This window comes from Nocardioides sp. NPDC057577 (assembly GCF_042801335.1).
In the GTDB taxonomy this organism is placed as follows: domain Bacteria; phylum Actinomycetota; class Actinomycetes; order Propionibacteriales; family Nocardioidaceae; genus Nocardioides.
In genome coordinates, this window is the sequence record NZ_JBHVGB010000129.1 from 1 (window position 1) to 17,536 (window position 17,536).

A 17,536-nucleotide genomic window follows, 5' to 3' on the forward strand; every position below is an offset into this window, starting at 1 on the left:
TTGTGGAGCTGAGAGTGGCCTATAGGTCACTCTCAGCTTCACAACCTGCATCGGCTACTCCAGCGCCGGGTCGAAGTCGTAGCCCGGCAGGCCGTCCAGGCTGGTCAGGTTCTTGGTGCGCCGGTAGTCGGCCGATCCGTCGATCCCCTTGCGCTCGAAGTACGGCCCGAGCAGCTCACGCTCGCCGACGTACGACATCAGCGGCACGGCGAAGCCACAGGAGTCGGAGACCCGCTCGATGTCCACGACGACGACCGCGCGGGCACCGGGAAGGTCCGTGAAGCGGCTGGCGAGCTCGGCGTACTCCTCCTCGTAGCGGGTCACGACCCGGCCGCGCCCGTGGAAGCGGACGATGTTCGGCGCCCCGTCGAAGGCACAGAACATCACGGTGATCCGGCCGTTCTCACGCAGGTGCGCGATCGTCTCGCTGCCGCTCCCGGTGCCGTCGAGCCACGCGAAGGTGAGCTCGTCGAGCATCCCGAAGGTGCCCGGGATGCCGCGCGGCGACAGGTTGACATGGCCCTCGCCGGAGAGCGGTGCGGTGGCTACGAAGAAGACGACCTGGCGATCGACGAACTCCCGCAGCCGACCCTCGACGCGGGCATGAACCTTTCCCATGCCCGGTTACTCGGGCACGCTGCGGTAGGCGCCGTCGGAGGCCGAGGTGGCCATCGAGGCGTAGGCCCGCAGGGCCGCGGAGACCTTACGGTCGCGGTTGGCCGGGGTGTAGGGCTTGTCCCGCTTCTCCTGGACGGCTCGGCGCTGGTCGAGGACGAGGTCGTCGACGTCGAGGGCGATCGAGCGGTTCGGGATGTCGATGGAGATCTGGTCGCCGTCCTCGATCAGGGCGATCAGGCCGCCGCCGGCCGCCTCCGGGGAGACGTGGCCGATCGAGAGGCCGCTGGTGCCGCCGGAGAAGCGGCCGTCGGTGATCAGCGCGCACTTCTGGCCCAGACCACGGCCCTTGAGGAACGAGGTCGGGTAGAGCATCTCCTGCATGCCCGGCCCACCCTTCGGGCCCTCGTAGCGGATCACCACGACGTGGCCGGCCTCGACCTTCTTGGCGAGGATGCCGTCGACCGCGTCGTCCTGGGACTCGAAGACGATGGCGGTGCCGGTGAAGGTCAGGCACTCGTCAGGAACTCCGGCGGTCTTCACGACACAGCCCTCGGGGGCGATGTTGCCCGACAGGATCGCCAGCCCGCCGTCTTCCGAGTAGGCGTGAGCGAAGTCGCGGATACAGCCCTCGGCGGCGTCGGTGTCCAGGCTGGCCCAGAGGTTCTCGGTGGAGAACGCCTCGGTCGTACGCACCCCACCCGGTGCGGCGAGGAAGAGGTCGAGCGCCTCCTGGCTGGGGTTCTCGGCGCGGATGTCCCAGCTGCCCAGCCACTCGTCCATGGTGTCGGAGTGGATGGTGTGGACGTCCTCGTTGAGCGCGCCACCGCGGCGCAGCTCGCCGAGCAGAGCGGGGATTCCGCCGGCGCGGTGGACGTCCTCCATGTGGTACTTCGGGCTGTTGGGGGCGACCTTGCTCAGGCACGGCACCCGACGCGAGATCGCGTCGATGTCGTGCACGTTGAAGTCGAGCTCGGCCTCGCGCGCGGCCGCGAGCAGGTGCAGCACGGTGTTGGTCGAGCCGCCCATGGCGACGTCGAGGGCGACCGCATTCTCGAAGGCGCTGCGGCTGGCGATGTTCCGTGGCAGGACGGACTCGTCGCCCTCCTCGTAATAGCGGCGGCACAGCTCCACGATGGTGCGGCCGGCCTCCTCGAAGAGCGCGCGGCGCTTGGCGTGGGTGGCCAGGGTCGACCCGTTGCCGGGCAGGCTGAGACCGATGGCCTCGGTGAGGCAGTTCATCGAGTTGGCGGTGAACATGCCGCTGCAGGAGCCGCAGGTCGGGCAGGCGGCACGCTCGATGACGTCGAGCTGCTCGTCACTGACCGCCTCGTTGACCGAGAGCACCATCGCGTCGACCAGGTCGAGCTTGTCATGCACGATCCCCTCGATGGCGGTCGTCTTGCCGGCCTCCATCGGGCCGCCGGAGACGAAGACGACGGGGATGTTGAGGCGCAGGCTGGCCAGCAGCATGCCGGGGGTGATCTTGTCGCAGTTGGAGATGCACACGATCGCGTCGGCGCGGTGCGCCTCGACCATGTATTCCACCGCGTCCGCGATCAGCTCGCGGCTCGGCAGCGAGTAGAGCATCCCGGCGTGGCCCATCGCGATGCCGTCGTCGACGGCGATCGTGTTGAACTCCTTGGCTACTCCCCCGGCCTCCTGGATCTTCTCGGCGACGATCTTGCCGAGGTCGCGGAGGTGGACGTGGCCGGGTACGAACTCGGTGAACGAGTTGGCGATCGCGATGATCGGCTTGCCGAAGTCGTCATCGGTCATGCCGGTCGCGCGCCAGAGTGCGCGAGCACCCGCCATGTTGCGGCCCGAGGTCGAGGTTGCGGAGCGAAGAGTGGGCATGCCAGAAGGCTAGACCCGTCGGCGTAGGTCTTTGCACACAGCGCCACGCGGTGGACGCGTCGGCGAGATCGAGACGGTCTTGGTCAGCGGAACGCCGGCGCCAGGCGGAGCGGGTGATCACCCCAACGGCCGAGGAACTCGGTACGCAGCGACTCTGCCCAGCTCACCAGCGGCTCAGGCCCAGGCAGCCCGGCTGCGAGCGCCAGACGCGCGAGAGTCAGCGTCCGCCGTCCGGGCACCCGGTCGTCGTCGACATTGTGAGCACCGTCCTCGGCAAGGGCGACCGGAAGGAACCAGCTCACCGACAGAACGCACCACAGCATCGTCGCCGCGTCCAGGTCGGCCTCGAAGGTCGGCGGCGGGCCGTCGACGCCGTACGTCGCGTCGAGGTACGCGCGGAGAGCGAGGCCGGAGATGCCATCCGGCACCTGCCATGCACACCAGCACGACGGCCATGGCACCTGGAGATAGGCGGCCTCCCAGGCGCGGTGCCGGATCTCGGCGTGCTCGAAGTCGAGCAGCAGAAGTCCGTCCGGGCCGTGCAGGTTGTTGTCTGGGCACGTGTCGCTGGGGGTCAGCGCCAGATCAGGTCCGGCACGCAGCAGGGTGAGTGCGCGATGTTTCCAGGACCTGCGGGGATTTCTAGCATCTACATGCTAGATTTGGCACATGAAGACGATCACGATGACCGAGCTGAACCAGCGGATCTCCGCGGTGACCCGAGCCGTCATCGAGGACGGCGAGTCGTTCAGGGTGACCAACAGGGGTCGCGCGGTGCTACGTCTCGTGCCCGAGGTCCAGGGCTCGGACAACCCGGTGGAGGCGCTGGTCAACGCCGGTCTGGCAACTCCTCCGAAACGACCACACAGGCGCCTCTCAGGCCGTGCCACCATCGCACTCTCCGGCGACCTCGATGACATCCTCGATGAGGTCAACAGTGACATCGATCTCTGAGCAGACGTGGTACCTGGACTCGTCCGTCGCGCTCCGCGCCCTGCTCGGACACAGCCAGGCCGCCGCGGACTGGTACGACGAGCGCTGCGACAACGGCGACGTCTTCATCTCCTCACGGCTGCTCCACCTCGAGATGACACGGGTGCTTCGCCGCGATCAGCTTCCCGTCTCGATCGTCGATGACTTCGTCGACGAGCTCACGTTGTTGACCGTTGACGACGTTCTCGTCGACGAGGCCAGAGCGATCGAACCCCACACCAAGTCATTGGACGCGATCCATCTGGCGTCGGCGCTGCGCGTCGGGACCGAGAACGTCACGGTCGCCACTCACGACAGCAACATGCGTAAGGTCGCCGAACTCCTCGGGTTCGAGGTCCATGACCCCGTGACCGACTGATCACACCTTCGCGGCCCTGACCACCATCACGTCGGGGATGTCGCGCAGGATCTCCTTCCAGGTCTCGCCGGCGTCGGCGGAGGCCCAGACGGAGCCGTTGCGGGCGCCGAAGTAGACACCGGCCACCTCGTGGTCGTCGGCGCACATCGCGTCGCGCATGACCCCGACGTAGAAGTGGTCGGGCAGACCCTTGTCGAGCGCCTCCCAGTGGTCACCGGCGTCACGCGAGCGCCACACGATCGGCTTGGCCTCCGGCGGGTAGCGGGACTCGCCGGCGCCGATCGGGAAGGTGAAGATCGTGTCGGGCTCCTGCGGGTGGACGACCACCGCGAAGCCGAAGTCGGTGGGCAGACCGTCGGCGATGGACTTCCAGGAGACGCCCTCGTCGTCGGAGCGGTAGACGCCGCCGTGGTTCTGCAGGTAGAGCCGCTCGGGGCGGGAGGCGTGACGGGCGACCTTGTGGACGCACTGGCCGAACTCGGGATACTGCTGCCCCTCGGGCAGGAAGACGGCGATGATGCCGTTGTTGCGCGCCTCCCAGGTCTCGCCACCGTCCGAGGTCTGGTAGACGCCGCCGGTCGAGATCGCCGCGGTCACCGAGTCAGGATCGGTCGGGTGCGGCAGGATCGTGTGGAACGCCTGCCCGCCGAACCCCTCGTTCCACTCGGTGCGGTGCGGGTGGTCCCACAGCCCGCGCACCAGCTCGAAGGACGCGCCGGCGTCGCGTGAGCGGAAGATCGCGCCGGGCTCGACGCCGGCCCAGATCGTGCCCTCCGGGAGCCCCGGCTGGAGCTGCCAGACCCGAGCCAGGCTCGCGTCGACGTCCTCGGGGAACGACATCGAGGTCTCGGTCCAGGTCTCGCCACCGTCGGCGGAGGCGCGCACCAGCGCACCCAGCCACAGCGAGGAGCATCCGGCAAGGACTCGCCCGGTCCCGGGCTCGATCATGGCGGAGTAGATCTCCTCCATGTCATGGTGCGGACCGGTGAAGTCCCAGTCCTGCCGGGCGTCGTCAGAGCGCCCTATCCACAGACCCTTCCGGGTCCCGACCAGCAGCTGCGTACCCATGCACTCCAGCATCCACCCGGTCGTCGTCTGTGGCCAGGAGATTTCGGCGACAGGACGTCGAGGGAAAACATCGTGCGTCGGCGATGCCGGGCGGGCCCGGGTTCTTCGGCCTGAGCTGCCCAGCCCCTAGCCTGAAGTCATGACCAGACCTGTTGCCTGGGAGACGTTCACCGCGATCCTCTTCGACCTGGACGGCGTGATCACGCCGACCGCGGTCGTGCACATGCGTGCCTGGGAGGAGATGTTCAACGCCTACCTGCAGGAGAAGACCCCGGGGGCGCCGGCCTACACCGACCAGGACTACTTCGCGCACGTCGACGGCAAGCCGCGCTACGACGGCGTCCGTGACTTCCTCGCCTCCCGCGACATCACGCTTCCCGAGGGCACCCCGGACGACGCGCCCGAGCTCGAGACCGTGTGTGGGCTCGGCAACCGGAAGAACAACGCCTTCAACCTGGTGCTCGAGCGCGACGGCGTGGAGGCCTACCCCGGCTCGGTGCGGTTCCTGGACCATCTGGCCACCCTCGACGTCCGGCTCGGCGTGGTGTCCTCGTCGGTCAACGCGCCGACCGTGCTGAAGGCGGCGGGGCTGCTGGACCGCTTCGAGACGGTCGTGTCGGGTGCCGTCGCAGATGAGCTGGGGCTGCCCGGCAAGCCTGCACCGGACACGTTTGTCTACGCCGGTAAGGTCCTCGGAGCCACCCCGAGCGAAGCCGTCGTCCTCGAGGACGCCGTCTCCGGGGTGCGCGCCGGCAAGGCAGGCGATTTCGGGCTGGTCGTCGGGGTGGATCGTGGCGCCGGCCACGACACCCTCACGGCCGCCGGCGCCGGTCTTGTCGTTTCCGATCTCGACGAACTCGTCCCTGCTCAAGGAGCACAGCAGTGAGAACCAACGTCGGCCCGAACCCCCTGGACCGGGCCCGTTACCCCATCGACCCGTGGCGGCTGGTGGAGACCAGCTACTCCCCCGACGACCTCGGTCTGACCGAGACGATCTTCAGCGTCGCCAACGGCTATCTCGGCATGCGCGGCACCCCCGAGGAGGGTCGCCCGACCTACGCGCACGGCACCTTCATCAACGGGTTCCACGAGACCTGGCCGATCCGCCATGCCGAGAACGCCTACGGCTTCGCCAAGACCGGCCAGACCATCGTCAACGCCCCCGACGCCAAGATCATGAAGATCTACGTCGACGACGAACCGCTGACCTTCGGCACCTCCGACCTGGAGGAGTACGAGCGGGTGCTCGACTTCCGCGAGGGTGTGCTGCGCCGACACCTGGTGTGGCGTACGCCCTCGGGCAAGCGGGTCGCGATCAAGTCGACCCGGATGGTGTCGATGACGCAGCGGCACCTCTCGATCCAGACCCTGGAGATCACGATGCTCAGCGGCGCGGCGCCGATCGTGATCTCCTCCCAGCTGCTCAACCGGCAGGACGGCAAGGACGAGTACCACGTGCCGTCGGCGGCGCTGGGCGAGGGCATGGACCCGCGCAAGGCCTCCGCCTTCGACACCCGGGTCCTGCTCCCGCAGATGTCGGTCGCCGACGAGGAGCAGATGACCCTCGGCTACCGGTGCGCCAACTCGGGGATGACGATCGCGGTCAGCGCCGCCCACCAGATCGACACGCCGGACCCGGTCGAGACCGTCGTCCGTGCCGAGGACGACCTGGCCAAGACGGTCTTCAGGGTCGACGCGACCGAGGGCAGCACGCTGCGGGTGCAGAAGACGGTCACGTACCACACCTCCCGCGGGGTGCCGGTGCGCGAGCTGGCAGATCGCTGCGGACGTACGCTCGACCGGGCGATCCGGCTGGGCGTCGGCCACTTCGAGCGCGACCAGCGCAACTGGTACGACGAGTTCTGGTCCGCCGCCGACGTCGAGATCTCCGCCACCGCAGACGACGACGCCGAGGACATCGCCGCGGCCCAACAGGCGATCCGGTTCAACCTGTTCTCGCTGGCCCAGGCGACGGCGCGCACCGACGGCCTCGGCGTCCCCGCGAAGGGCGTCACGGGCTCCGGCTACGAGGGGCACTACTTCTGGGACACGGAGTGCTACGTCGTCCCGTTCCTCTGCTACACCCAGCCCGAGGTCGCCCGCAACGTGATGCACGCCCGCTCGGTGATGCTTCCCGCGGCCAGGCAGCGGGCGCTGGAGATGGCCGCGAAGGGTGCGCTGTTCGCCTGGCGCACCATCAACGGGCAGGAGGCCTCGGCCTACTACGCCGCCGGCACCGCGCAGGTGCACATCGATGCCGACATCGCCTTCGCGCTGATGAAGTACGTCTACGCGACCGGTGACATCGGCTATCTCATCCGTGAGGGCGTCGACATCCTGGTCGAGACCTCGCGGATGTGGGCCGATCTCGGCTTCTGGCGCCACAACGGCGAGCCGTCCTTCCACATCCACGGGGTGACCGGGCCGGACGAGTACACCACGGTGGTCAACAACAACCTGTTCACCAACGTGATGGCCCGCTACAACCTGGAGAAGGCCGTCGAGACCATCGAGATGCTCCGGGCGGACTACCCGCGCGAGTATGCGCAGGTCATGGGCCGGCTCGACATCTCCCCCGACGAGGTCGACGAGTGGGGTCGCTGCGCCGCCGCGATGCACATCCCCTACGAGGAGGGGCTCGGCATCCACCCGCAGGACGACAACTTCCTCGACCGCGAGGTGTGGGACCTGCCCAACACCCCCGACGACGTACGTCCCCTGCTGCTGCACTACCACCCGCTGGTGATCTACCGGTTCCAGGTGCTCAAGCAGACCGACGTGGTGCTCGCCCTCTTCCAGCAGGGCAACCGGTTCACCCCCGAGGAGAAGCGGGCCGACTTCGAGTACTACGACCCGATCACCACCGGCGACTCGACGCTGTCGGCGGTCGTGCAGTCGATCGTGGCGGCCGAGGTGGGCTACCAGGACGACGCGCTGCGCTACTTCTACGACGCGCTCTACGTCGACCTCCACAACATGCACGGCAACACCGTCGACGGGATGCACATCGCCTCCACCGGGGGTGTGTGGGGCGGGCTCGCGTTCGGCTTCGGCGGGATGCGCGACTACGACGGCAAGCTCTCCTTCGACCCGCGCCTGCCGGTGGAGTGGGGCTCGCTGGTCTTCCGGGTGCAGTGGCACTCGACCCGGATGCAGGTCGCCGTCACCCGGGACCAGATCGTGTTCACCGTCGTGGACACCCCGGGCGAGGAGTTCGACATCCCGATCAGCGTTCGCGGGGAGGAGTTCGTGGTCTCGAAGGGATCGCCGGTCATCGTGCCGCTCGCCGACCAGGGACCGCGGATCGGCGCCCACATCGACGAGGAGCCGCACCGCGGCATCCGCCCCGACGGATCGCGGATCACCGCCACCGTGCCCCCGCCGATCCCGCCGGAGATCTACGAGCAGGACCACACCGAGCACGCCACGATCCCGAACGACTCCGTGCGCGGGTCCGAGCGGCTCGCGGAGGAGGCCAACAAGGCCACCAACCTGTCCAACGTCTCGCAGGCGGACTCGGCGCAGTAGCGGGTCTTTACGTCGTTCTAGACTGACCGGGTGGTCATAGCTTCCTCTTTCCGGGCGAGGCTGGCCCACCCGGTCGTTCTGGTTCTGATCGGGATCGCGTCGGTGCAGGTCGGCGCGACCTTCGCGAAGTCGCTCTTCGACGAGGTCACCCCGACGGCCATGGTGTGGCTGCGGCTGACGCTGTCCGCGCTGATCCTGCTGGCGATCACCCGGCCCAGGGTTCGCGGTCTCTCGCGCCGCGACTGGCTGGTCGTGGTCGCCTTCGGGGCCTCGCTCGGACTGATGAACTGGGCCATCTACCAGTCCTTCGCCCGGCTCCCGATCGGGATCGCGGTCACCATTGAATTCATCGGTCCGCTCACGATCGCGCTGGTCACCTCGCGTCGGGCCCGCGACCTGGTCTGGGTCGCGCTGGCCGCGGCGGGGGTCGTGCTACTCGGCCTCGAGCCCGGCCGGATCTCGGTCGTGGGCGTGCTCTTCGCGCTGTTCGCGGGGGCCTGCTGGGCTGCGTACATCGTGCTGTCGAAGGCGACCGGTGCCCGCTGGGAGGGGCTCGACGGGCTCGCCCTGGCCTCCACCGTCGCGGCGGTGGCACTGACACCTGCGGCGATGGCGTACGCGGACGGGCTCGGCTCTCCGCACGTGTGGCTGGTCGGGCTGATCGTGGGCCTGATGTCGTCGGTGATCCCCTACTCCCTCGATCTCGTCGCCCTGCGTTCGATCAAGTCGGGGCTCTACGCGATCCTGATGTCGCTGGAGCCGGCCGCCGGCGCTCTGGCCGCGATCCTGATCCTCCACGAGGGGCTCTCGGTCCTGCAGTGGCTGGCGATCGCCTGCGTCGTGGTGGCCTCCGCGGGAGCGACCCGCACCGGGAAGCCCGAGCATCACGTGCCGGCGGAGTCGACCCCGGTGTAGTGGGGCGTTTCACACAAGCGACATCGGAACGTCACTGACTCCGAACGTCGGGGTCACTACAGTTTGGTGACAACTCCCCCTCCGCCGCCCGGTCCGCCGCCTGTCCTTGGAGTTGCTCCGTTGTCGACCATCACCGCACCCGTACACACCCCTGCCGTCGCCCAGGTGGCCGCCCTCCTCGCCGCACGCACCGCGGGGCGAATGGTCGGCCCGTTCGTACGACCGATCCAGCTGCTGCTCGCCTGGCCGGTGACCTCCCAGCTCGCCGCCCGGCACAACGCCAAGGCCGCCGAGGAGGCCATCCTGCTGCGGCGTGCCGAGCGTGAGGACGTACAGAACTATCTCCAGCTGCTCGCTTCGGAGAGAATGTCCGCATGAATCTACCGCGGGCGATGGCCGAATCGACGGTCGCGTTCCGTGACGTGCTCTCCGACGACGGCACCTTGATCCGTGCCTGGACCAACGACCCCGAGGGCGTGATCGAGGGGCCGACGGTGCTGCTGTGCAACGGCCTCGGCACCAGCCCGTGGAACTGGCCGGCGCTGCTGCACACCTCGTGCGGCGTACGCGTCGTCTCCTGGCAACACCGTGGCACCTCCGGTTCGGCGCGGCCGAAGGACCCGGAGCAGACCACCTCGAGGCACTTCGCCGAGGACGCGCTGTCGGTGATGGACGCCTTCGCGCTCTCCCGGCCGGTCGTGATGGGCTGGTCGATCGGGGTCAACACCGCTTTCGAGCTGGCCGCGGACCATCCCGAGCGGGTCTCCGGCGTCTTCGGTGTCGCCGGGGTGCCCGGGGACACGTTCAAGTCGATGCTGGGACCGCTGCGGCTGCCCGCCCCTGCGGCCGCGATCGTGACCCGCACGGCCTCGAGGGTGCTGCGTCGCACCGGCTCCCTGATCACTCCCCTGGCTGCACGCCTGGACCTCGGTCCGCGGGCGATCGAGGTGTTCTCCAAGGCCGGCCTGATCGGCAAGGTCCCGGATCCCGAGCTCGCCGCGGCGGCGCTGGCCGAGTTCCTGACCACCCCGGTCGAGTGGTACTTCCACCTCGCGCTGCGCACCTCGCAGCGCCGTTCGGTCTCGCTGCGCCGGATCAAGGTGCCGGTCGTGCTGGTCGCGGGCACCCGCGACCTGATCGCAGGGTCGCGCCACATGTCGCGGGTCGCCGCCGGGGTCAAGAACGGCACCTACGTCGAGCTCGAGGGCACCCACTTCGTACAGATGGAGCAGCCCGACCGGGTCCACCAGCTGCTGCTCGCCTTTCTCGCACGGGTCGCCGAGCACCAGCGCGTCTGACCTACCCGGTGGTCGAGCCTGTCGAGCGGACGACCCCGGTGACCGTGGCCCGACGGGCGACGCGGCGCAGGGTGGCGAGCACGGCGGGCCCGAGCAGGGCGATGGCGACCGCGGTGGTGATCGCGCGCACGGTGTCCCAGCTGCTGGTCGAGGTCACCAGGGTGTAGCGCAGGAAGGTCGCCAGGTTCTCGCTGAACTCTGCACCCGGCTCGTAGGAGAGGTTGCCGCTCGCGCCGGGCACCGTGACGCCGGTGAGCAGCGGCCAGCCCTGCAGGTTGAGGAGGAGCCCGTAGGCGTAGGAGGCGAAGACCCCGTACGCCGCCAGCAACCCGATCTCCCGGCGGCCGCTCGCCCGCGGCAGGAGCCCGGCCCCCATCGCCACCCAGGCGGCGCCGATCATCTGGTAGGGCAGCCACGGTCCGACGCCGGCGGTCACGAGCGCGGCGACAAACAGGCTGGTGCAGCCGAGGACGAACCCGAAGGCCGGACCGAAGACCCGGCCGCCGAGGATGAGCATGAAGAAGACCAGCTCCACCCCACCGGTGCCGGCGGAGATGGCGCGCAGGACGGCCTCGATCGCGCTGAGCACGCCGAGGACCGCGATCATCCGGGTGTCGATCCCGCCCGTGGAGAGCTCGCTCAGCAGCACCACCAGCATCAGCGGCAGCAGCGCCAGGAAGATGAACGGCGGCTGCACCCGGTCGTAGCCGTGGAGCAGCAGCGGCCACCCGAACATCATCAGCCCGGCGACGGAGATGATCGCGAGCAGGACCGCCGTGCGGGGCGAGAACCTGATCATCCCTCGCCCACCGCCTCGACGATCTCGCGTACGGTCAGCCGGCCCGGGCCGAAGACCTTGCTCACCTGCGGCGCGAACGCGGGCGACTCGGCCGTGACGGTGCGTACGTCACCGGCGGAGACCACCTCGCCGTCGGCGAGCACCACCACGTCGTCAGCGGCCTCGGCGACGAACTCGACGTCGTGGGTCGCCACCAGGACCGTCTTTCCGGCTCCGGTGAGGTCGCGAAGGATCTCCGAGAGGGCCTGCTTGGCGGTGTAGTCGAGGCCGCGGGTGGGCTCGTCGAGGAGCACGACCGGCGGGTCGGCGCTGAGGATCAGCGACAGTGCCAGCGCCAGGCGCTGACCCTCGGAGAGGTCGCGCGGGTGCTGGTCGTCGGGGATGCCCGGGACGAGGCTGTCCAGGATCTCCCGGGTCCGTGGGCCACCGGCGTCGCACTCCTCGGCCACCGTCTCCAGGTAGAGCAGATCGGCCGCGGTCTGCGGCAGCAGCCCGACGAGGGCGCGCCGCCGTTCCGGGTCGAGGGCCGCCGGATCCTTGCCGGCCACGGCGACCGACCCGGCCAGCCGTTTCTGGGTCCCCTGCAGCGTCCACAGCAGCGTCGACTTGCCCGACCCGTTGCGTCCCATCAGCGCCGTCACCCGCCCCGCGGGCAGCTCGATCGAGACGTCGTGCAGGACCGGCCTACGTCCTCGGGTGACGGTGAGTGCGCTGGTCGAGCCGCCGGAGCCGCTGGGCGGTGGGGGCGTGTCGAGTCCGACACGGTCAGCAAGCGCCACACCTCTCGCCTTCCGCTTGGCGTCCCGCACGGTCAGCGGCAGCGGCGACCAGCCGAGCTCGCGGCCGAGCTCGACGAGCGGCGGCACGATGGGCGAGGTCTCCAGGATCTCGGCAGGGTCGCCGACGGCGACGGAGCCGTCGCCGACGAGGAGTGCGATGCGGTCGGCGAAGGGTACGACCCGCTCGAGGCGGTGCTCGGCGAGCACGACGGAGGTGCCAAGGTCGTGCACCAGCCGGGTGATGGTGGCGAGCACGTCCTCGGCGGCGGTGGGGTCGAGGGCGGAGGTCGGCTCGTCGAGCACGACGACGCGCGGGTGGGTGGTGAGCACCGAGCCGATCGCGACGCGCTGCTGCTGCCCTCCCGAGAGCTCCCGCAGCGACCGCTGCCGGAGCTCGGCGATGCCGAGCAGGTCGAGGGTCTCCTCCACCCGGCGCCGCATGGTCGCCGGCGCGAGGCCGAGCTGCTCCATCCCGTAGGCGAGCTCCTCCTCGACCGTGTCGGTGACGAACCCGGCCACCGGGTCCTGGCCGACGTAGCCGATGATCCCGGCGCGCTCGCGCGGCGGGCTGTGGACGATCGAGGCCCCGTCCAGCCGGACGTCACCGTCGAGCACGCCACCGGAGAAGCGCGGCACCAGGCCGGCGAGCACACCGAGCAGCGTCGACTTCCCCGAGCCGGTCGGACCGGAGACGAGCAGCAGCTCGCCCTCCTCGATGGTGAGGTCGACGTCCTTGAGCACGTGCTCGGAGGAGTCCGGCGGGGTGAACGTGATGCCTCGCAGGTCGATCATGCGACTGCCTCCTCGTGAACGCGCGACGATGCCGGTGGCGGGGCGGCGACGGCCGGGACCAGCCCGACGAGCACACCCAGCATGGCGCTCAGCGTGACGGGCGGCACGGTACTCACTCCTGGAAAGGCGACCGGGACCTGATCACGGGCGATCCACCAGCCCACGGCGCCGACCACGATCCCGCTCGCTGCCACCACGACCTCCGGCCAGCGCCATCGGTCGGGCCGGTAGACGGTCCGCGTCACCCGGCGGCCCGCGAGCGCCAGCCCTGCGGCCGCGGTGCCGACGCCCAGGCTCAGCATGGTGACGGCCAGCCACCCGGGCGTGGTGCCGTCCAGCACCGCGTAGACACCGGCGCAGAGCCCGACGAGCGAGACGAGCATGAGCACCGAGGTGATCCGCCGGGTGGCGACCGGGACGCCGGCCGTACGCCCGTAGCCGCGCGTGTCCATCCCCGCCGCCAGCGCCATCGACCGCTCCAGGGCGTCCTCGAGCACCGGCACCAGGAAGCGCCGCAGCCGCTTGACCTTCCCGGTCGCACCGGCACGCAGCCGTTGCGCGGCACGCACCCGCTGCACCGACTCGGCCAGCTGCGGCAGCACCGTCACGGCGACCACGACAGCGGTGCCGACCTCGTAGAGCGCCGGCGGAAGCGAGCGCAGCAGCCGCTTCGGGTTCGCCAGCGCGTTGGCCGCGCCGACGCAGATCACGATGACACCCAGCCGCATCCCGTCGTAGAGCCCGGCCAGCAGCGCTTCCCGGGTGAGCGGCCCGAGCAGCCGGATCCCCAGCACCCACTCCGGGAGGGGGATCTCGGGAAAGTCGATGAGCACGTGACCCGGCACGGCGCCGAGAAGCACCCGGAAGAGCACCCGGGTCACGACGATGAACACCGCGAGGCCGACGTAGAGCCGGAACGCCTTCGCCCACGGCTGCTCACCGCGGCGCGCGGCGACCACGACCGACACGACCCCCACCACGAGCAGGAGCAGCAACGGATTGGTGGTGAAGGAGGCGTACGCAGCCATGCCGATCGCCCACACCCACCAGGCGACGGGGTGCAGATCACGGGGCAGGCGCGCGACCGCAGCCTCACGGAAGAGGTCGCTCATCGTCGTCGCCACCACACGACTCCGGCGACGGTGAAGAGCGCGAGGATCCCCGCGGGCGCGATCCAGGCGGGCAGATGCTCGGCCTCGGAGGCCGAATCTGTCGATTCCTCCGGAAATAACTCCGGCGACGGGCTTGAGGGCGCCCCCACAGCATCCCCAAGATCCGTCGCCGGAGCGGTAACGACATCGTCGTCTATCCACGTGAACGCAACACCCTGCCCGGAGGTCACGCTGATTTCGGTAACATTTCTGGAGGCGTAGCTCCAGGCCCCCGATTCGTCGGTGATCCACAGCGACCAGTACGCGTCGGCAGGCGGCATCTGGGCGCAACCGGCGGTTTTCGGTCGCTCATCGACGCGACATACGACGCTGGGCATCGAGGTCACATAGGTGAGCGGATGTCCGGCCTTCTCGAAGAGGTCGGCGCCGGTGTCGCCCTCCTCGGGCTGGACACAGGTCACCTCGGGGCCGCCGCCCAGCGCGTTGGGCTCGACGACGACGGTGACGCCGTCGCACCCCTCGGCGACAGCGACAGCGACAGCGACAGCGGCAGCGGATGCGGAGACGGGCGTGAGGACGGGTGCGGTGGCCCCGGCAAGGATCGCCAGGGCCACCAACGAGGACCGCAGGATCAGCACGAGCTCTTCGCGGTCGCGTCCTTGGGCAGGAAGACCAGCGACGGCAGCGCCTGGGCGGCCGCGAGGCGATACATCCCCTCGGACTCCTTGGTCAGCCCCTTGGTGTTGCCCTCGGTCAGCGCGGCATCGTCGTAGGCCACCGCGCCGGCGTCGTCGCCGCAGGTCACGACGTGGTCGGCGACCCAGGTCGCCGCCTTCTCCGCGGCCTCGGTCTCACCGGCGCGCCCGAACGCCCACCCGGCCAGGCCGGTGGTGTTGGAGTTGGCGACGTTGCCGGTGGCGGCCTTGAACGAGCCGTCCTTCGCCTGGGTCTCCTTGAGCCACTCCACGCCTGACTCGACGGCCTTCTCCGCCTCGGGGGAGGCCACACCGGACAGGGCGATCAGCGCGAACGCGGTGGCATCGGCGTCCGGGACGGCCTTCGGGTCGGCGTCGCAGGTCTGGTCGGCGGCGGTGGGGTCGGCAGCGAAAGTGACCCGGAACCACCCCTCCTCGCACTGCTGCCCGGCCAGGAACCCCGTCGCGGCCGCGGCCTTCTTGCTCTCGGCGTTGTTCAGCGCCCACACGGCGTACGACTGTCCGATGGTGTTGGAGTAGTCGGCCGCCTCCTTGTTCTTGGGGTCGAGCTCGTCGGCGATGCGGCCGTTGGCGGCGACGGTGCCCTCGAGCTGCTTCAGCAGACCGGGGTCGGTGGCGTCCACGTTCTGCTGGAGGACCAGCGCCTTCGCGGTGGCCCCGGCCGAGGTGACGGTGCCGAACCCGGGCGAGGTGTAGGCCTTCTTGTTCGCCATCACGGCCGAGGCGATCGTGGAGAGCTCCTCGTCGTAGCCGCCGACCTCTGCCAGCGCGATCCCGATGTCGGCGCTGAGCCCGAAGTCGTCGGTGCCGTACTGCGCGTTGTGGGCAACACCCTCCGGCGCCTGGGCCACGAGCCAGTCGGCCACCGAGGTCGACACCTTGGCGTCGTAGGCGGACTTCTCCCCCTCCTCGATGGCTTTCTCGCCACAGCCGGCGAGCGAGGTGAGGGCGAGGGCGGCGGCGATGCCACCGAGGACGGTCTTCTTCATGGTTCCTTCCGCGCTGTTCGTCGGGAAGGCCCAGGGCCGACCCGCTGCTTTCCACGACAGCGTCAGGTCAGTACGCGTCCGTCGGCAGGTGCTCCGGCTCGCCCAGCACACTCGGTGCTCGGGCCTACGGTTGCGGGTCAGCGCCGGGATTCGACCGGCTTCCCCCACCACGGCGTGTGTTGATTGAGTGGCAACATCTTATGCCTGGCAGGGGCCGCTTGCGGGATCGCCGATGAGCAGTCACTCTGTCCCCATGCGCCACAGGATTCTCGGCCTTGTCGCAGCGTCGATCTCGGCCACCCTTCTCGCTGTCCCCGTATCCCCGAGCGCTGGTGCGGCACCGGCGCGGACATCGGTCACGTACGCCGATCTGGTCGCCATGTTCGGCGAGAAGGTCGGCGACCGACGGACCGTCGAGACCGGTCTTCCGAGCCTCAACCGCGCCATGGCCGACGCCGACATCACCACCGCCTACCGCCAGGCCGCCTATCTGACCACCCTCGCCAACGAGAGCTCCTTCCACCACGACGCCAAGGGCCCCCACGACAAGCGGAAGTACGCCGGCCGCGGCTACATCCAGCTGACCGGCGAGGCCAACTACTCCGATGCCGGCACCTACTTCGACATCGACCTGCGCCGCCGCCCCGAGCTCGCCCGGTCGCTGGACTACAGCGCGCCGATCTCGCGGTGGTACTGGACCGTCGCCCGTGACATCAACCCGCTAGCCGACGCTCTCGACATGGGCGCGGTCAACGCGGCGATCGGCTACCCGCGCAACAAGGAGGAGGACACCGAGCGCTGCCGCGAATTCAAGGCCGCGCTGAAGCACCTCAACGGGTCGGTGCCCAAGGGCATCAGATGCGCCCGCCCCGCCTCCGTCGCGGAGACCCGCTAGACATACGTCACTTCTTGGTGCGCTTGTCGCTGACCGCGATCGCCGAGGTGCCCTCGTCCTTGAGCTCGAAGAGGTCGATCGCCTTGATCAGCTTGGTCCAGGTGGCGTATCCGTAGTTGCGCGGGTCCTCGGAGGACTGGTTGCGGATGCGTGAGACGACCGTTCCGACCAGGGCCCAGCCGTCGTCGTCGGCGGCCGCGGCGATGGAGTTGCGCAGCAGCTGGATCAGCCGGGCGTTGCGCTTCAGCAGCTGCCCCGAGGTCGCCGAGGACGGCTTGCGGGCAGGCGTGGCGCCGGCCTCGGCGTCGGCGTCGGTCTCCTCCTCGGAGCCGCCGAGCTTCTCCACCACGGTGAACCGGGTGCAGGCGCTCTTGAACGGCGCCGGCGTCTTCTCCCTGCCGTAGCCGTAGACCGCGCGCCCCTTCTCCCGCAGGTAGTGCACCAGCGGCGTGAAGTCGGAGTCGGAGGAGACCAGCGCGAACGCGTCCGGGATCGCCGCGTGCAGCAGCTCGACGGCGTCGATCGCGAGCGCCATGTCGGAGGCGTTCTTGTGCGCGGTCAGGTCGAACTGCTGCATCGGCCTGATCGCGGCATCGTGCAGCTCCTCGATCCAGCCCTTGAGCTCGGACTTGGTCCAGTTGCCGTAGGCCCGCCGGATCGTCACCTCGCCGTACTCGGCCAGGTCGTTCAGGATCGCGTCGATCTTGGACGCGGGGGCATTGTCGGCGTCGATCAGCAGGGCGATGCGGAAGGGCTCGGTCACGCGGACAGTCTGGCAGGTCGGGTTGTGAAGCTGAGAGTGACCTATAGGTCACTCTCAGC

The 17,536-nt window shown here is 69.5% G+C and carries 18 protein-coding genes and 1 riboswitch; of the genes, 8 read left to right on the forward strand and 10 right to left on the reverse strand.

Annotated features, from left to right (window positions below; all coding sequences use genetic code 11):
- Positions 1 to 54: 54 nt before the first annotated feature.
- From ACFU7D_RS21330 to ACFU7D_RS21340, 3 genes are all read right to left on the reverse strand, one after another.
- On the reverse strand, positions 55 to 618 hold the full coding sequence (locus tag ACFU7D_RS21330) for a pyridoxamine 5'-phosphate oxidase family protein (protein WP_378870871.1): 564 nt from the start codon (positions 616 to 618) through the stop codon (positions 55 to 57).
- A gap of 6 nt (positions 619 to 624) precedes the next feature.
- A complete protein-coding gene (gene ilvD / locus ACFU7D_RS21335; protein WP_378870874.1) occupies positions 625 to 2,472 on the reverse strand; it encodes a dihydroxy-acid dehydratase in 1,848 nt (615 codons plus the stop codon).
- 83 nt (positions 2,473 to 2,555) lie between these two features.
- Positions 2,556 to 2,900 (reverse strand): hypothetical protein, encoded by a 345-nt coding sequence (locus ACFU7D_RS21340; RefSeq protein ID WP_378870877.1) that lies wholly within the window; start codon positions 2,898 to 2,900, stop codon positions 2,556 to 2,558.
- Positions 2,901 to 3,141: 241 nt separating this feature from the next.
- Between ACFU7D_RS21340 and ACFU7D_RS21345 the strand changes: the two genes are divergently transcribed.
- Both ACFU7D_RS21345 and ACFU7D_RS21350 read left to right on the forward strand, forming a co-directional pair.
- Positions 3,142 to 3,426, forward strand: coding sequence for a type II toxin-antitoxin system Phd/YefM family antitoxin (locus tag ACFU7D_RS21345; RefSeq protein ID WP_378870879.1), 285 nt, complete (start codon positions 3,142 to 3,144; stop codon positions 3,424 to 3,426).
- The gene (locus tag ACFU7D_RS21350) at positions 3,410 to 3,823 is read left to right on the forward strand and encodes a type II toxin-antitoxin system VapC family toxin (protein WP_378870880.1); all 414 of its coding nucleotides are present in this window, start codon (positions 3,410 to 3,412) and stop codon (positions 3,821 to 3,823) included. The genes ACFU7D_RS21345 and ACFU7D_RS21350 overlap by 17 nt, the downstream gene beginning before the upstream one ends.
- Here ACFU7D_RS21350 and ACFU7D_RS21355 read toward each other — a convergent pair whose 3' ends face one another.
- Entirely contained in the window at positions 3,824 to 4,891 is a 1,068-nt protein-coding gene (locus ACFU7D_RS21355) for a WD40/YVTN/BNR-like repeat-containing protein (RefSeq protein ID WP_378870882.1), read from the reverse strand.
- A 139-nt stretch (positions 4,892 to 5,030) separates the two neighbouring features.
- Here ACFU7D_RS21355 and ACFU7D_RS21360 point away from each other — a divergent pair, with 139 nt between their 5' ends.
- The 5 genes from ACFU7D_RS21360 (at position 5,031) to ACFU7D_RS21380 (ending at position 10,632) form a co-directional block, all read left to right on the forward strand.
- Positions 5,031 to 5,777 carry an HAD family hydrolase gene (locus ACFU7D_RS21360; protein ID WP_378870885.1) on the forward strand — a complete coding sequence of 249 codons (747 nt, stop codon included), beginning with the start codon at positions 5,031 to 5,033 and terminating at the stop codon, positions 5,775 to 5,777.
- Positions 5,774 to 8,419 (forward strand): glycoside hydrolase family 65 protein, encoded by a 2,646-nt coding sequence (locus ACFU7D_RS21365; RefSeq protein WP_378870888.1) that lies wholly within the window; start codon positions 5,774 to 5,776, stop codon positions 8,417 to 8,419. Before ACFU7D_RS21360 ends, ACFU7D_RS21365 begins: the two co-directional genes overlap by 4 nt.
- Positions 8,420 to 8,449: 30 nt before the next feature.
- A complete protein-coding gene (locus tag ACFU7D_RS21370) occupies positions 8,450 to 9,334 on the forward strand; it encodes a DMT family transporter (protein WP_378870891.1) in 885 nt (294 codons plus the stop codon).
- Between the two features lie 120 nt (positions 9,335 to 9,454).
- Entirely contained in the window at positions 9,455 to 9,712 is a 258-nt protein-coding gene (locus ACFU7D_RS21375; protein WP_378870893.1) for a hypothetical protein, read from the forward strand.
- Positions 9,709 to 10,632 carry an alpha/beta fold hydrolase gene (locus tag ACFU7D_RS21380; RefSeq protein ID WP_378870895.1) on the forward strand — a complete coding sequence of 308 codons (924 nt, stop codon included), beginning with the start codon at positions 9,709 to 9,711 and terminating at the stop codon, positions 10,630 to 10,632. Before ACFU7D_RS21375 ends, ACFU7D_RS21380 begins: the two co-directional genes overlap by 4 nt.
- Before the next feature lies 1 nt (position 10,633).
- Here ACFU7D_RS21380 and ACFU7D_RS21385 read toward each other — a convergent pair whose 3' ends face one another.
- From ACFU7D_RS21385 to ACFU7D_RS21405, 5 genes are read right to left on the reverse strand one after another with little or no spacing between them, the layout of a single operon-like run.
- Positions 10,634 to 11,431 carry an ECF transporter S component gene (locus ACFU7D_RS21385; RefSeq protein ID WP_378870898.1) on the reverse strand — a complete coding sequence of 266 codons (798 nt, stop codon included), beginning with the start codon at positions 11,429 to 11,431 and terminating at the stop codon, positions 10,634 to 10,636.
- A complete protein-coding gene (locus ACFU7D_RS21390) occupies positions 11,428 to 13,002 on the reverse strand; it encodes an ABC transporter ATP-binding protein (RefSeq protein WP_378870901.1) in 1,575 nt (524 codons plus the stop codon). Before ACFU7D_RS21390 ends, ACFU7D_RS21385 begins: the two co-directional genes overlap by 4 nt.
- The gene (locus ACFU7D_RS21395; protein ID WP_378870903.1) at positions 12,999 to 14,114 is read right to left on the reverse strand and encodes a CbiQ family ECF transporter T component; all 1,116 of its coding nucleotides are present in this window, start codon (positions 14,112 to 14,114) and stop codon (positions 12,999 to 13,001) included. Before ACFU7D_RS21395 ends, ACFU7D_RS21390 begins: the two co-directional genes overlap by 4 nt.
- Positions 14,111 to 14,752, reverse strand: a complete 642-nt coding sequence (locus tag ACFU7D_RS21400) for a hypothetical protein (protein WP_378870906.1) — start codon at positions 14,750 to 14,752, stop codon at positions 14,111 to 14,113. The genes ACFU7D_RS21395 and ACFU7D_RS21400 overlap by 4 nt, the downstream gene beginning before the upstream one ends.
- Positions 14,746 to 15,819, reverse strand: a complete 1,074-nt coding sequence (locus ACFU7D_RS21405; RefSeq protein ID WP_378870908.1) for a prenyltransferase/squalene oxidase repeat-containing protein — start codon at positions 15,817 to 15,819, stop codon at positions 14,746 to 14,748. Before ACFU7D_RS21405 ends, ACFU7D_RS21400 begins: the two co-directional genes overlap by 7 nt.
- A 65-nt stretch (positions 15,820 to 15,884) precedes the next feature.
- A riboswitch (cobalamin riboswitch) is annotated at positions 15,885 to 16,029 on the reverse strand.
- Positions 16,030 to 16,072: 43 nt separating this feature from the next.
- Here ACFU7D_RS21405 and ACFU7D_RS21410 point away from each other — a divergent pair.
- Complete coding sequence (locus ACFU7D_RS21410) at positions 16,073 to 16,714, forward strand: hypothetical protein (RefSeq protein WP_378870911.1); 642 nt, start codon at positions 16,073 to 16,075, stop codon at positions 16,712 to 16,714.
- Between the two features lie 7 nt (positions 16,715 to 16,721).
- Here the strand turns inward: ACFU7D_RS21410 and ACFU7D_RS21415 are convergent, their stop codons facing one another.
- Positions 16,722 to 17,477: an NYN domain-containing protein gene (locus ACFU7D_RS21415; RefSeq protein WP_378729314.1), complete on the reverse strand. Its 756-nt coding sequence runs from the start codon at positions 17,475 to 17,477 to the stop codon at positions 16,722 to 16,724.
- Between the last annotated feature and the right edge of the window lie 59 nt (positions 17,478 to 17,536).